We start from the raw sequence: 14,469 nt of genomic DNA on the forward strand, positions 1-14,469 counted from the left end.
TTACTCGCGCACCACATCCGCCGCCAGGCTGATCCGCGGCCCGACGCGCCCCCGTGATTGAGCCGCCGCGCCATGTCCGGCACCTTGTCGTGCTCAACCTCGCCGCGAACGAGGTCTCGGCAAGACCGCTGGTCAACGGAAGGCTTATCTCCGCAGCACCGAGGACCGATCGAGCGCCTGAAGTAGGAGCCGTCGGTCACCGCCCTGGGACGGATCCACCCAGCCAGCGCCACGTCGACGGCCAGCACTTCTTGCAACCGCAGCCACACGAGGCACTGCTCGTGTCCCGTCGACGATGGTGTTTGTACCGCACGACGGACGTGTACCGGACCTGCTCACCGACATACCAGCATCCGAGCGTGAGCGGCTGTTTCGATGCGAGCTGAAGCTCGTCCAGGACGTCGCGGATGCTATCGGCCTGTCCGAACCGAACAGGCCGCTTCCCGGCTTGATCGGTTCGCCCTTGGCTAGGTGGTAACGAGACCTCGGACGGAGCGGGTCTTGACGCGCATCGGTTGGCCCGTGCTGTGGGTCAGTGCTGGGACGCCGCGGTGAGCTTTGCGATGTCTGGGGCATAGACGGTCATCCAGTGCGGATGCAGCCGGTAGTAGACCACGTCGTTGTCCCAGTCGAAGAGGTCGTCGCCGTAGAAGTCCTTCAAGTACGCGAGCACGTCCGGCCAGTCCGTGGCCTGGTCGCCGTTGCGGGGGTTGAGGATCTCCACCTTGCCGTGCGTGAAGACGCCGAGGTCCTCACCGCGCATATGTGCGGCGCTGACGGCGGGTCGCGCCGCGAGGTGGCGCGCCTTGGCGGCGTCGCGCGCCGTGCCGAAGTACCACTTGCCTCGCAGGAAGTGCCCGTCGACACCGCTGATCCGCGGCTCACCCTTTGCCGTCACGCTGGCCAGAGCGAGGGTGCACATGCCGGTGAGGACCTGGGTGAGCTGCTCCGCGTTCAGTGTGCGTGCGGTGGTGATGATCGAGCGGAGGTGGGAGGTGGAGCCGGCGAGGGAGGCGTCAAGGAGGGCTTGGAGCTTTTCGAGATCTTCTGGGGTTTCGCGCATGGAGGTCCTGTCTCTCCGCATCAATCTGTGCCGTGGTCCGCGCCTGTCACCGGCGCCGACCGATGAACCCATGCTCCACCCAAAACCTGACACCTTGCGTCATATTTCTACAACTGGCCTGCGGACGCGGGCTGCACGGCAGCCGGCGCGACGTGAAGGCTCCCGGCTGGCGACGCGCACGCTCTGCGGCATGTGAGTGAGCGGACGGTCGGTTGCCTTCACGCGCGCCGCACGGATCTCCGTCAGACGCGCTTACGGCCGGTACGACGGGCTCGCGCCCCGGCTCTACGGTGAGTCGCATGGACGATGACGTGGCTGCGAGTGGTGGGCGCCGCTCCCCGTGGTGGTGGGGCGGGATGCTGATGCTCGTCGTGGCGTTCGGGGCTGGCCGGAGCCACCCGGGCGTTCCCCTTTGATCCGGACGGTTGGCTGGGCCGCTCGCACGTTCAGGCGCTGATAACCGTGCTCGCGACGCTCGGCTTCATCGGCGGCTTCTGGCTCGTCTTGTGGGGCCGTCCGGGGCGTCGGCAGAACCCGAGCCGAAGCCCTGAGTGACCCCTGTCGTTCGCGACTCGCTTCGGCGCTCACGGGTGGACGGCAAGCTACCCGAGCGAGAAGCGCGCCGAACACGACCGCGCGATGTCTGCGGCAGATTCGGATGCGCCCGTGCCAGGCGTCGGGCTGGTGCGGTACCGGCGACTGGCTATCCGGCAAGATTGTGTTTCGAGCTTCACTCGACGAGGGTCGCGCAGGGTGACGCCCGGACAGGGGCGATGCACAGGGGTGGTGGACCTAAGCATCGATCTCGTAGCGGTACCAGCGTCGGCGATCGCCGTCGACCTGAAGCCAGAGCATCTCGTCACGGCCGATCTTTCCCCCCGCCCAACTTGACGGATGCCGGCCGTCTGGCAGCAGCAGCTGCTCGCGTTCCTTCTCGACCACGACGTCGCCGTCTCGGCGGGCTCGACGAATGTCCCAGCGGTACCGTCCACCCTCGCGGTGCTGGTCGAGGAAGGCGACATCGGCGCCGGATACGGCCAGGCCGGAGCAGCTTCTGATGGTGTTCGACATGACCGCCCGGACACCATGCGCGTCGAGTGGATTGGCCGACCAGTAGCTCGACTCGTCGAAGTAGCTGGTCCAGATGTTGCCGTGGGGATCGGTAATGAGTTGCTCGATGCCGTCGCCCGCATAGACCGATGCCCGGATCTGACCCCGGCTGTCGAACACCCGAAGGTTCTCCGTGAGGTGAAGCTGGTCCTCCGGCACCGGCTCCCCGTAGCGTTCATGGGCCAACGCCGCTGGCGGCGCCTCAGTAAGCCAACTCACCTGGAGTTGCCCTGAACAGGGCGCGGTTGAGCTGCGATACAGATGGACAGTGTCGGGCAGCGGCTACCCTGGCACGCCGCCCGTCCTCGTCGAAATTGATGAGGAGGGCCCAGACCATACGCTGGTCCGCACACGTTTCGCGGTCCGCATCGACACACCTCCCTTGGGCAAATCGCCGGTCACCAGCCTGCTCTTGGACGAGAGCGTCGAGTGCTCTCGCCGCTTCGCGCTCCTGACTCGGGAAGTCGATCCGACCGCTCCCTCGACCATCCGGTAGTCAGACGTTGAAGCGGAACTTGGAGCCGCTGCCCCGCCACCAGCGGCGACGCGGTTCGACACCTGCTCACACTGTGCCTCGGGCTGCCATCGTTCGACGCTGGTTGACGACGTTCACGATGTCTTGTACCCCCTATGTGCCCACGGCCCGGCGTCAGCTCGTGTGCTCGGCCATGGTTCGCCGCCCTCGATCTTCGCCACTTCGGCCATTAGCGTCTTCGCCACCAGGACCAGGACGGTCGGAGCCGAAACTGGCCAGTCGAGAACTTGGACCTGCGCCTGTTCCTCGGGAATCAGTTTGGAAGGTGCCATGATCTGCCGGCACGCGCTCGCGGCGGCACTGGTGATCGGGTGGCCTTCCTTGCGGACAGTCACGGCTCGGAGCTGGTAGGAGCTGCTGTTGACCCTTGTTGACCGACCTCACGGGCACGTAACGGGCACGACCGGCTCTCCGCCACCACCGACACCCTGTTCGTGATCGCCGCGGTTGTGCGGCCTACTGGTGCGTCAGCGGCAGATACCGCTCCCGGCCGCTCTGCTCAGTCGTCTGCGTGAACCCGGCCGCCTCCAGGATCGCAGCGAACTTAGCCCGTCTGCGTCGACGAATGGAGACCAGAAATAGGGTGACCGACATCAGCGCCGCCCAGGCGACGGCGGCGACAGCCGCGGCGGCGGTGGGGGACGTCCCTCCTAGCCCGAGCCACACACCCAGGATCGCGCACAGCACGGTGAGGACGACATAGAGGAACCACGTTCGCTGCTTGTCGTCGTTCCAGCCCTCGAGGTCGTAGCTGATACGGGCCTTGAACAGCTCCAGCACGTCGGCAGGCACGGGGGGCAGTGCACCCCCGGTGGAAGCATCCGGGTACCGCACTCGGTTCCGCTCGGCCCTTTCGCGGGCCTGCGGACGGGGGTCCGGTACGAAGAACAGCTGCGGTCCGTTGCGGTGTCGCTGCCGTGTGTCCGTGTACGCGTAACCGAATTGCTCGGCAACAGCGGCCATAAGGGCGAGTGAGCGCAACGTGGCCACCTGCTCGACCTCCACCGGCTGCCCGCCGGCCATCTTCCGCAACATTTTCCGCACGTGCCGCTGCCCCACCAGCGATCCCCCATCACATCGTTGATCAGACTTGCACAGCCTCTCGCCAGGAAAGGCCGGAGGTCCATCCACCAGTGCCACGGTCCCGGGTTGAGCTAAGCCACCGTAGCGGGTTCGAGACATGCCGCAGGGAAGCGGGCCGCGCTCGCTTCTCCGTGATGATGGAGATCTACACCCAGGTGTCGTCCAAAGCGACCAGGGACGCACTCAGGGCCGCTTAGCGCACCCGGCTGCTCCCCGATCTCCGGTAGACGGCTGGCGTCTTGGCGCGTCGCTACGGCGCGTCCCCGAAGGAACAGCGCCGAGACTGACGGGCACTCAGCGTGACCGGTGTGCGGAGACAGCGCGTACGGTCGGCCAGGTCCGTGCACCAAAGCAGCTTAAGGAGCGGCTGCGGAAGTTGGCGACAGCTGGGCTCCGGCTGCCGTATCCTGTTCGGCTCGGCATGAGGTCCGGGCATGGCGTAGGCCATCGACGACCCGAGACCAGAGCAGGCCGACATGCAGATCATTCCCCTGGCTCAGCTGCGCGAGACCGACGAACGTAGCCAGCGTTTCACCCCGCTGGGTCTCGGCCTAGACCGCATCCTGACCCCGGAGTCCGCCGCCACCTACCACCAGGAGACGGTTGCCCAGATCGACCTTGCGGGCGCCGTGGCGCAGGGTACGCGTGATGCCTTCGAACGACTGCGCAACATCCACGCGTACGGGGTGCTGTGCTACGAGATCTACACCCTGGTCAATGACCACGCGCTGCTGGTCATCGAGCAGGCTCTGCGGGACAGGTTCATCGATTTCCACGACGGCTCATGCACCTTCGTGTACCGCGACGGCCGCGAGAATACGATCACCATCGGCAAGTACGACGACGTACACAAAGCGGCCAAGCGAAACTCCCCGCGCCGCGGCTACCGGCTGCGCGTGCGACACGGCCCAGCAACCGTCGAGTTCAACGGCATGCTCGACGGCTTGCGCACATGGGCCCGGGCCGCTGGACTGCTCCGCGGGCAACGCAATCGCCGCATCGAGCAACTGCTCGCGAAGCTACGCAACTCCGTCGCCCACCCCTCGTCGACGCATCTGCTTACTCCGGTCGACTGCGCGATGACTTTGCACGACCTGGCGGAGTTCATCAACCAGCTTTGGGGAGTACCCACGCCGGGCGGCCGTCTCTACCCCGCGCCGGCCGAGCGCGACGTGCTGTTCATCGGCTGGAACGCCAACGGCAGTATGACCCTCGCTCCAGCCGATCACCTCACCGCCGGCCTGATTCGTCTCGACGACATCGAACAGTGCGCAATCGTCCGCGCGTTCTTCAGCCCAGGAACCCGCCTGGAGGATCCCGACCTCCACTACTTCAACAGTCGATACGAGAACACCCGACTACCTACCGAGTACCTGTGGGGACCTGGCAGCCCCACCGGAGCCGCCGCCTGGCTCACCACTACCCACCCCACATGCGACTCCGTGGACCTCCTTGATCAGGTCTTCGCCATCCGGCACGACGGCGACCGCGTGTACCGACCCATGAAGCCCGGTGTTGTCGCGTTGCTCGACCCAGCCGACCAGGCCGGCCACTGGTACCTCATCCAAGCTGACTTCCCTCAGGATGCCTTCATCCACATCCAGCGGCTCTTGGCGGCCGAGCCGGAATGCCGCCAAGCCGGTGAATGCATGGCATGCCCAGTCGAGATCCTCGACCAGGGCACCGTCGAGGAACTCGCCAGACGCGGCCATCTCGTCCCGACACGCACCACATTGCCTCCGGCCTTCTGCCTTAACGACGACATTCCGTCCTGGCAACCAGCGCCGCTACGCACCAACCGCGAGCCGGCTCTTCTTGATACTTGATGAGGTCATCGCCGTGTACCTCTTGCGCTCGCCTGCGAGCGTGTTGAAGGCGTCCCGGACGACTGCCAACCGCCGGCCCGGTCGCCGAAGTCGCCGACAGTTGCGATCGATGTAGAGACCGGTGTCCTCGTCGCATCGCGGCCGTTGGCGGACTGCTGCTACAACGTCCGGTATGGGTGCGGAGCCGGACGTCACGGGGGCCTGGGGCGACCCGTCGGCACCCGGGTGGCGTGTCCTGGGGCAGCTCGGCGCGGTGTGGCTGCTCGGGTCGGCGCTGCTGACCACTGCCATCCCCGCGCTGACCGTGCTGCTCTTCGTCGGCTGGCGCGCGGTGCTGGTCGGGCTGCTGATCGTGGTCGTCCTCGCCATGGGGCTGCTGTGGTTGACTGTCCGGTCCACGGCGTCCGTCACGGTCCTCGGTGCCCGTCCCGGCCTCTGGGCGCTGCTGGTCCTCGTCGGTGGGCTGGCCCTGGCCCGGCTCGGCTGGCGCTGGACCGACGAGGTGGGGCTCGCCGTCAGCTCCGACAGGACACTCACCCTGCTCCTGGGCGGCGTGCCACACGTCCTCGTCGCCGGGCTGCTGCTGCGCGGGTGGCGGCCGCGGCTCGCCGCCGGGCTCACGCTGGTCGGCCTCCTGGGCCTCGGCGTGGTCGCGCTCGCCCGTTCCGGCCCCGACGAGGTCACCGAGCGGCTGCGGTACGCGGCCCAGGACCGCCGGGCCGCGTACGTGGTCGAGGTCCCCGGATACCGCCCCGTCGATCCCGCCTACGGCGGTGAACTGGGCGCCGGGGATTTCGTGCCCGCCGACCCGGCCGCGGTGCCACCGGAGCGCCACGTCAACGTGATCGCCGGCCCGGTCGTCGGCGACGCGCGAGGGGAGTGCGGCCAGCCGTACCTCGATGCCGCCCCGGCGGTAGAGAGCTGCGCCACCGAACCGGGCGGGGCGGTCTATCTTCGCGGGGTCGTCGAGCACGGGTACCAGGTGACCCGCGGCGACCGCGGCGTCGTCGTCCTCGGCTCGCTGGCCGTCGACCGCGACCTGCTGCGCCGCGCCACCCGCACGCTACGCCCGGCGACCGCCGTCGATCTGCCCACCGAGGAACGGCCGGCCGACCTGTTCGTGGTCGGCCTGCCGGGTTACCGGGCCCAGCCACTCGGCATCCCCCGGGGCGTGGGCTACGCACCCGCCGACCACACTGGCGGCGCCGCCAGTGTGCGCGTGGCGCTGCACGTCACGTTCGCCGGGCAGGACCCGTGCTTCCAGGCCGCCTGCACGTCCGAGGGCGCCGGGCTCACGTACGTCCGGCGCGAGGACAGCCACGGGTACGTGCTCCGCCGGGGTGATGTGGACGTCGGTGTCACCGGCGGCGTCGCCGTCGGCCGGTCGCTGCTGCGGGATGTGGCGCTGGCGGCGCGTCCGGCGAGCGAGGACGAACTGCTCCGAGCCCTGCCTCCGCCGCCCGACCGGGACCTGCTGGACCGGCTCCGGGCCTGGCTGCAGACCCGCACCTGACGACTGCGCCGACCGCCCCGCATCCGTACCTGGCCGCGCGGGCACCAGAGGGCGGAGAGAGGCAGCACAGGCAGGCGCCCGGCGGCTGCTGCAATCATCGTCCGGTCATCGACCGCCGCTCGGCAAGGTGTCAAGGGACGAATCCACCGCTCGATGCTAAACCGCCGATCCACCGTCCGATGGACTCGTCGCAGCAAATCCGGACAGGCGACCGAAGGTGGCCAAGCGCGCGGTGCCGTACTCGTTTATGAAGCGGTCCAGAGCGGCCGACGGTGAGGCGCCGGACCTCAGTGAGGCCGGTCGGGCGTACGCGAACAAGAACCCTGTCGGTGGGAAAGCCGATCTCTCGGCACCATTTTTCGGCGCCGCACCGACAGCCATCGGGCTTGTCTTCTGCTCGTCGCGCGCTCCTGTCGCCCGCCCCGGGTGCGGACGAGCTGCTCGCGGACGCACTCCGCGTCGGGATGACCGAGATCGTCAAGGATGCGCAGGGCCCGCTGCCAGGTGTGCGCGGCACCCGCCCGGTCGCCCGACGAGCGTCGGCTGGCACCGAGCCGGATCAGGCTTTCCGCCTCGTCGTACCGGTCACCGATCTGCACGAACAGGCGCAGCGCCCGGTGGTAACACCGGACCGCTCGACGGTGCCGTCCGAGACGGTCGTAGATGAAGCCGAGACTGTCCCAGGTGTTCGCCTCGCCGTGCCGGTCGTCGGTTCGACGCAGCAGTACCAATGCCCGCCGGCAGTGTTCGAGCGCCGGCCCGTACTGGCCGAGTTGCGCGTACGCCCAACCGATCCCGTTCTGCGCGCTGGCCTCCCCGGACAGGTGGCCGACGGCCCGATACAGATCCGCGGCCCGTTGCGCGTGGTACAGGACCTCGGTGTGCCGACCGAGTCGATCCAGCATCGCGCCGAACGCCCGATGGGTACGCGCCTGGCCGGTGCAGTCGTCGAGCTCACCGAAGAGCTTCAGCGCCGCGCGGTAGTGACTCTCCGCCCTCTCCCGCTCGCCTGTCCGGGCCAGCACCCGGGCGAGGTCGCGGTGGGCGCCGGCCTGCCCGGACGGGTCGTTCGCCCGCCGCGCCGCGGCCAGGGCGGTCTGCTGCGCGTCGACCAGGTCGAACCAGTGGCCCCGGCGTTGCAGGAAGTCCACCAGGGTGCGGGCCAGCCGCCACGCGTGCCCCTCGAACCCGATACGCGCCGCGTGGGCGACCGCCGCGAGGAGGACGCGATGCTCGGCGGTGAACCAGTCCAGCGCGTGGCGGTGGTCGCTGATCACCTCGGGCACCACCCCGGGTGGGGCAGCGGCCAGCGGGATCGGATCCCAGCTGGGCTGCAACCGCAGCGCGGCGTTGTGTGCCGAGTGCAGGTAGTGGTCGAGGCCGCGTTGGATTGCCGCGCGGTGGGTCTCGGGTGTCTCGGTGCTCTCGATCAGTTCGGCCGCGTACCCGCGTAACAGGTCGTGGGTCCCGAACCTGCCCGGCGCGTGTTCGGTGACGAGGTGGGCGTTGGCCAGCTCCGCCAGCAGCCGGTGCACCTGATCGCGGGGCAGTCCAGCCAGGCTGACGGCGGCGGGTATCCCGAACTCCGACCCGCAGTGGCAGCCGAGCAGCCGGAACAGGCGCGCGGCGGGCGGGGTGAGGCTCTGGTACGACCAGGAGAAGACCGCCTGCACATCGGTACCGACGTCACCACCGTCGAACGCGTCGCGTAGGCGCCGCGTCTGCCGCAGTTCGGCGGCGAGGGTGGCCAGGGGAAACCCCGGGTGCGCCATTCCTCGGGCGGCGACCACGGCCAGCGCGAGCGGCAACCGCGCGCACCGCTCGATCATCTCGTCGACGGCCCGTGGTTCGACCGTCAACCGGTCGGCACCGAGGCGTCGGGCCAGCAGCTGCCGGGCCTCCTCGACGGTGAGCAGGTCCACGGTGATCGGTCGGGCTCCCTCGGCGGCGACCAGGCCGGCGAGACGGTTGCGGCTGGTCACCAACGCCAGGCAGCCTGGGCTGCCGGGCAGCAGGGGGCGGACCTGGTCGGCGTCGTGGGCATTGTCCAGCACCACCAGCATCCGCCGGCCGGCGAGAAGGCTTCGGTACAGCCCCACCTGTGCGGGCAGGTGGGCGGGGATGCGTTCGGGCGGCACGTCGAGGGCCTCAAGGAACCCCCGAACCGCTTCGGCGGGCGTTGTCATCGGGCCGGCGGGGTCGAATCCCCGGAGGTTGACGTAGAGCTGTCCGTCCGGGTACCGCTCGGCGACCCGGTGCGCCCAGTACACCGCCAGGGTCGTCTTGCCGACCCCGGCGGTGCCGGACAACACCACGCTCGTCGCGGCGGGTTCACCGGAGCCACCTGCCCCGGGGACGGCAGACCCGTTGTCGACGCCGCACGCAGCGTCGAGTTGGGCGAGTTGCGCGGTACGGCCGACGAAGCTGGCCAGGGCCGGTGGTAGCTGGTGCGGCACGACGGTTGATCTCCGGACGGCACCTGCTGCCGGGGCGCTCGCCTGGGCCACCGGGACTTCGGCTTCCTCCTGCCCGTCGGCCGGGTTCGGCTGCCGCCGACCTTCCTCGACCCGGTCGCGCGCGGTGGCCAGCGCCCCCTGCTCGACTCCGGTGGCGCCGAGCAGGCCGGTCAGGATGTCGAAGCGCTCGGTCGAGGGCAGCACGTTTCCCGCGAAGTACTCCCCGATGACGCCACGCGACCAGCCGGTCTTCGCCGCCAACTGCCGGTACGTCAATGGGGTGTCGCCCTGCTGCCGGGCGTGTCGGCGCCGGAGCTGGCGCAGCAGCCCGGCCAGATCGTGCACCGTCCGCACGTCGGCGGCCTCGCGCACGATCGCGAGCGTGGAACGGGATGCCTCAGACACTCGGCCGATCGCCGGTCGGGCGTCGGGACGTACCCGTTGGTCGGACATGCGGCCTCCGCGTGCTGGCCGCCCGGCGGTGGGCGCTGATGTCCGGGAGCGTAATCAACCCGGTGGGCACCGGCAGCAGATCGACCGATATCCGTCAATGCACCCAGACTTCGGGAAAGCGCTTGCTTTCGCTCCGTCCGTCCATCGTGGGGGGTGATCCCGCCGGGGCTCGGGTCGAGGGTCATGGCCGGCACCCGGCAGGTCGGTTCGACGCTGCCGGCCGTCACCAGGGTCCACCGGGATTCCGGTCCCGATTGCCCGTGTCCAGCGGCGTCCAGTGGCGTCCAGGATGCCCCGCGCCCGGCTGAAACGCGTGCCACCGTCCATGGGCGGGATCGTCCCGCCCATCAGATCGAGGAAAGGAACACGACATGAACTTCCGGCACGTGACAGCGCGAGGGCCGGTGACGGCACCGCGCGACCGAAGGGGAGGCCCCATGACAGAAGCCGATCGGCTGCTGAGCGTCAGCCGCACCAACTCGTCGGTTCTCATCAGCCCTCAGCGGCTCGGCGCGCTGCTGTTGGCGCTCGTCGTCGCCGCCGTCGCCGCCGTCTGGAGCGGCCATCGACCAGCACACGCCGATGCCAACGCGCTCACCGATGACAAGTCGGTGTCCGTGGTAACCGGATGGTGGTCCTACACCAACGTCACCGAGCAGTTCGTGACGGACCGAATCAACGAGCACGACGCCAGGTTGACCGATATCGAGGTGTACGACGCCGCTGCCGGCACCTACACCGTCGTCATGGTCCGTGACTCGGGCGCGTACGCGGTGCCCGGCTGGTGGTGGTACCCGAGCCTCACCTTCGCCGAGGTGGGCCAGAAGATCAACCAGCACACCGCCCGGCTGATCGACATCGATCCGTACGTGATCAACGGCCAGGTCCGGTATGCCGTGGTGATGGTCTCCAACACCGGTTCCGCCGCGCGCACCTGGTGGTGGTCGAGCGGCGTCACCTCCGCGGCGGTCAGCGACTTCCTGGCGGCGAACAAGCCCAACGCCGGCGACCCGGTCAAGCGTCTGATCGACCTGGAGACGCATCTTGTCGGGGGCACCAAGGTCTACTCCGCCATCTACGTCGCCAACACCGGGACCGATGCCAAGTCCTGGCAGTGGTGGCTCAACCAGAGCGCCACCTCGGTGAAGCAGAAGGTGAACGACTTCGGCGGACGGATCACCAACCTGGAACGCCAGGCCGACGGCACGTACAACTTCATTCAGGTGCACAACTCGGGCACTGACGAGAAGGCCGCGTGGGTGCACTTCGGCCTCACCTCGCTGAGCCAGGCGCTCGACGTCGCGGCACAGCACGGGGCACGAGTGTTTGACGTGGACACGTACCTGGTCGGCGGCGAGCGCCGGTACGACGCCCTCATGATCGATAATGTGAGCGCGGAGACCCGGCGGCTTTCCGACCTGATCTCGCCCGCGTACACCGACGCCGACGGGCTGCCCACCGCCGACTTCGGCTACTACCTCAAGCGGGTGGGCGGCAGCCAGAGCACCGGCTTGCGGACCGGTCTGCAGTACGAGCCGGCCAGCTCCATCAAGGCGGTGCACAACCTCACCGTCATGCGCAGCGTGCGCAACGGCGAATCGCTCAACTCCTCGTTCACCTACTACAACTACCCGAACAGCCCGTTCAACGCGAACACGAAGGACGCCTGCCCGATCCCGGCCGACGAGGTGGTGGCCAACCGGGTCACCAGCACCCTCGACTTCGGCAAGGACAACATGATGTCCATCTCGGACAACCGCACGACCAGGGGCGTCGTCCTGCGATACGGGTTGGCCGCGGTCCAGAACGCGGCGAACGCCGCCGGGATGACCTCGACCACCATCAATCAGGACCAGGCCGGCTGCGCGTACCTCGGCGGGAAGCGCAACTTCACCACCCTCGTCGACATGGGCCGGCTCTACGAAGGGGTGGAGGACGGCACCCTGCTCGGCACCGGGCAGTTCCGCACCGAGTTCTACCAGCCGATGAACACCGGCGTGGGTGGCGGTAGCCCGCTGGCGGCGATCGTGACGGCGGAGGCCAACGCGCAGGGCAAGGGCGCCGTGGCCGCCCAGTTCATCGCCCTCATGCGTAACCACTTCAAAGGCGGCAGCTACAACGTGCCGTGCTCCCAGGTCGGTTGCTCGAACGGCTGGGTCTACGTCCGCACCAATGCGGGCAGGATGGCCCTCCCGGTCAAGTCGGGCGGCGTCGTGGGCGAGCGGGTCTTCGTGTACGGCACGTTCGTGGACAACCAGTACGTCTGCAACACCTGCTCGACGGTGTCGCTGGACAACGCCGTGACGACGATCAACGCCGAACTGTTCCGCGCCGAGATCCGATCCGCCCTGCTCACCTGGTAGCCGCAGGGTCCAACCTCGACAACCGCAACACGACACCGCTGCTGTAATCGGTGGGGCGCGCCGCGTCGCGGGCGCCCCACGGGTCATTGTCGCGATGGTGAACGCGGCCGCTCCCCGGCGGGGGAGGGTACGGGATTCACGAGGCCGCCGCCCAGGAGTCCACAGGACCGCCCCACCGTGCGTGCCCTCGTCGCCGCCCGCAGCAGCCTCGCCCACCACGCCGCCGACGACCTCGACCTCGCCGTCGAGACCGCCCGACTCGCCCTACGCCGCCTGCCGGCCGTCAGCTCAGCGCATAGTGGAAGGAGGGGCAGCAGCCGTGGTTGCGCTTGTCGCCAGTTGGAAGTGCCAAATAATCTGACTCGGTGTTCCGTCCCAGGCGGCGCCGAATGCCGCCGGGACGATGCCCAGCAGCGACCAAGGCCATGCGTCCCACGGTCCCGTCACGATTTCCGCGGGCATGTTCCCGCTGGCATCGCCGAACATCCGAGGTTCCTCGCAACGCCGTACCTGCAGGCCCAACGGCAAGGCGACGCGGAGATAGTCACTAGCCCGATGTCGGAAAGCCGGAAGTAGCCCAGGATCACCGTCGGCAGTACGAACGCGCGGCACTGAGCCCAACGCCACGAGTTCCTGGTGCACGTCCGTGATCACCAGATGGCCGCCAGGACGCAGGACTCGGGCAAACTCGGTGATCGCCGGCCCGACATCCGGAAGGTGAGTCAGCGCCAGAGCACACACGACGACGTCTACATGGTCGTTGGGCAGGGGGAGATCGCGCAGGTCGCCCTGCCGCAATTCCGCGTTCGGAACGCGGATACGAGCGTGAGCGAGCATGTCCGGGGAACTGTCGACGCCGATGACGTGGTGGCCCTGCTCGGCCAGGTACCCGGTGTACCTGCCGGTGCCGCAAGCCGCGTCCAAGGCCACGCCCAGAGGCAGAGCGCCGAGGATCTCGTGCACGATGGGTTCTTCGACAGCGAACAACCCATTACCTGGCTGATCATAGGTCGCGGACCACACTTTGTAGCCGTTCAGGGTGTCGACCTGCGCCGCGGTGACTCCGGCACCGTCCAGTGCAGGGCTGTCCAGAAGGCGCCGGACCTCGCTGATCCGCGCTTCGACGAAGTCCTGGTCGTAGTCGCCGGCGAAGGCACGCAGCAACGACACGCCCTCGAGCCCCAAGGTGTAAGCGAGCGGATGCTGGTAGGCCACCACGCGACCGTAGCGACGACGTGCGGATCGGACTACCCAATTCGGCCCTGCCATCAAGATCACGTGTACCCACATCGGCATGAGCGAGCGTGCATCCCAGGGTGATGACCTGAACCTTCGAAGGTCGACGCCTTCGGGCCGCCGAAGAGGTCACCGAGCAGGAAGCCCTGCTCAGAAGATTGGCGGTGGGATTCGAGTCTCAGCTCCCGGGATCCATACCGACGCCACCACGACGGCACCCAGAGCCGTACATCGATGGAACACCGCCCTCGTGAATGGCGCCAGTAGGGCCGGGACCACAGCCGGCGCCGTTCAGACGGGAGCAGCGAACCCTGACCACTTCGGTGTTCTCTGGGAGGTCACGCCAGGCCGATGGCCCACATCGCCGCAGGTCAGAGCCCCCGACTCTGTCCAGAGTCGGTGAACACTTCGGGCACGGTGACCACTTCGCCAACCTGCACCCAATCTGCTCCCACCTGCAAGGCCAGCCGATCCAACAGCTCCTTACCGCCGCGACCTGCGCATACTCCCCTACCAGGAGACATAGAACGCTATCGACTGCCGTCCAAAAATCGTGGAGCACTCCGTGTGAAGCGGGACGCTGCACCGGCTCTGACCTGCAGAAACGAGAACCCGCAGGTCGTGGTGGGTGCAGTTGAGTGTCGTTCGACGCCGTTGGGCGCGGTTCAGGGCCGTTCAGCGCACCCGGCTGCTCCCACATTGCTCCCCGATCTCCGGTAGTCGGCTCGCGTCCTGGCGCGTCGCTTCGGCGCTCTCCGAAGCAACAGCGCCGAGACTGACGGGTACTCAGCGTGACCGGCGTGCTGAGACAGCGCGCATGGTCGGCGGCAT

9 protein-coding genes are annotated in these 14,469 nt (G+C 68.3%); 3 read left to right on the forward strand and 6 right to left on the reverse strand.

Annotated elements, in window-relative coordinates; all coding sequences use genetic code 11:
• Window positions 1-532: 532 nt before the first annotated feature.
• The 4 genes from SM447_RS09295 to SM447_RS09310 form a co-directional block, all read right to left on the reverse strand.
• Window positions 533-1,063 (reverse strand): pyridoxamine 5'-phosphate oxidase family protein, encoded by a 531-nt coding sequence (locus tag SM447_RS09295; RefSeq protein WP_474572327.1) that lies wholly within the window; start codon window positions 1,061-1,063, stop codon window positions 533-535.
• A 792-nt stretch (window positions 1,064-1,855) separates the two neighbouring features.
• A complete protein-coding gene (locus SM447_RS09300) occupies window positions 1,856-2,332 on the reverse strand; it encodes an NHL repeat-containing protein (protein WP_474572328.1) in 477 nt (158 codons plus the stop codon).
• 450 nt (window positions 2,333-2,782) lie between these two features.
• Window positions 2,783-3,043: a hypothetical protein gene (locus SM447_RS09305; protein ID WP_474572329.1), complete on the reverse strand. Its 261-nt coding sequence runs from the start codon at window positions 3,041-3,043 to the stop codon at window positions 2,783-2,785.
• Between the two features lie 121 nt (window positions 3,044-3,164).
• Window positions 3,165-3,767 carry a hypothetical protein gene (locus SM447_RS09310; protein WP_474572330.1) on the reverse strand — a complete coding sequence of 201 codons (603 nt, stop codon included), beginning with the start codon at window positions 3,765-3,767 and terminating at the stop codon, window positions 3,165-3,167.
• Window positions 3,768-4,267: 500 nt separating this feature from the next.
• Here SM447_RS09310 and SM447_RS09315 point away from each other — a divergent pair, with 500 nt between their 5' ends.
• Both SM447_RS09315 and SM447_RS09320 read left to right on the forward strand, forming a co-directional pair.
• Window positions 4,268-5,617, forward strand: coding sequence for a hypothetical protein (locus tag SM447_RS09315; RefSeq protein WP_474572331.1), 1,350 nt, complete (start codon window positions 4,268-4,270; stop codon window positions 5,615-5,617).
• A gap of 172 nt (window positions 5,618-5,789) precedes the next feature.
• Entirely contained in the window at window positions 5,790-7,130 is a 1,341-nt protein-coding gene (locus SM447_RS09320) for a hypothetical protein (RefSeq protein ID WP_474572332.1), read from the forward strand.
• Window positions 7,131-7,417: 287 nt separating this feature from the next.
• On the opposite strand, the gene SM447_RS09325 is transcribed toward SM447_RS09320, so the two are convergent.
• A complete protein-coding gene (locus SM447_RS09325) occupies window positions 7,418-9,958 on the reverse strand; it encodes an ATP-binding protein (protein WP_474572333.1) in 2,541 nt (846 codons plus the stop codon).
• 518 nt (window positions 9,959-10,476) lie between these two features.
• Here SM447_RS09325 and SM447_RS09330 point away from each other — a divergent pair.
• A complete protein-coding gene (locus tag SM447_RS09330; RefSeq protein ID WP_474572334.1) occupies window positions 10,477-12,402 on the forward strand; it encodes a serine hydrolase in 1,926 nt (641 codons plus the stop codon).
• 288 nt (window positions 12,403-12,690) lie between these two features.
• On the opposite strand, the gene SM447_RS09335 is transcribed toward SM447_RS09330, so the two are convergent.
• Entirely contained in the window at window positions 12,691-13,617 is a 927-nt protein-coding gene (locus SM447_RS09335) for a class I SAM-dependent methyltransferase (protein ID WP_474572335.1), read from the reverse strand.
• Window positions 13,618-14,469: the final 852 nt, after the last annotated feature.

This window comes from Micromonospora aridisoli (assembly GCF_056150025.1).

Excerpts from the sequence above, each read along its gene's own strand:
- SM447_RS09295 (WP_474572327.1), bottom strand. The coding sequence starts at position 1,063 with ATGCGCGAAACCCCAGAAGATCTCGAAAAGCTCCAAGCCCTCCTTGAC.
- SM447_RS09315 (WP_474572331.1), top strand. The coding sequence starts at position 4,268 with ATGCAGATCATTCCCCTGGCTCAGCTGCGCGAGACCGACGAACGTAGC.
- SM447_RS09320 (WP_474572332.1), top strand. The coding sequence starts at position 5,790 with ATGGGTGCGGAGCCGGACGTCACGGGGGCCTGGGGCGACCCGTCGGCA.
- SM447_RS09330 (WP_474572334.1), top strand. The coding sequence starts at position 10,477 with ATGACAGAAGCCGATCGGCTGCTGAGCGTCAGCCGCACCAACTCGTCG.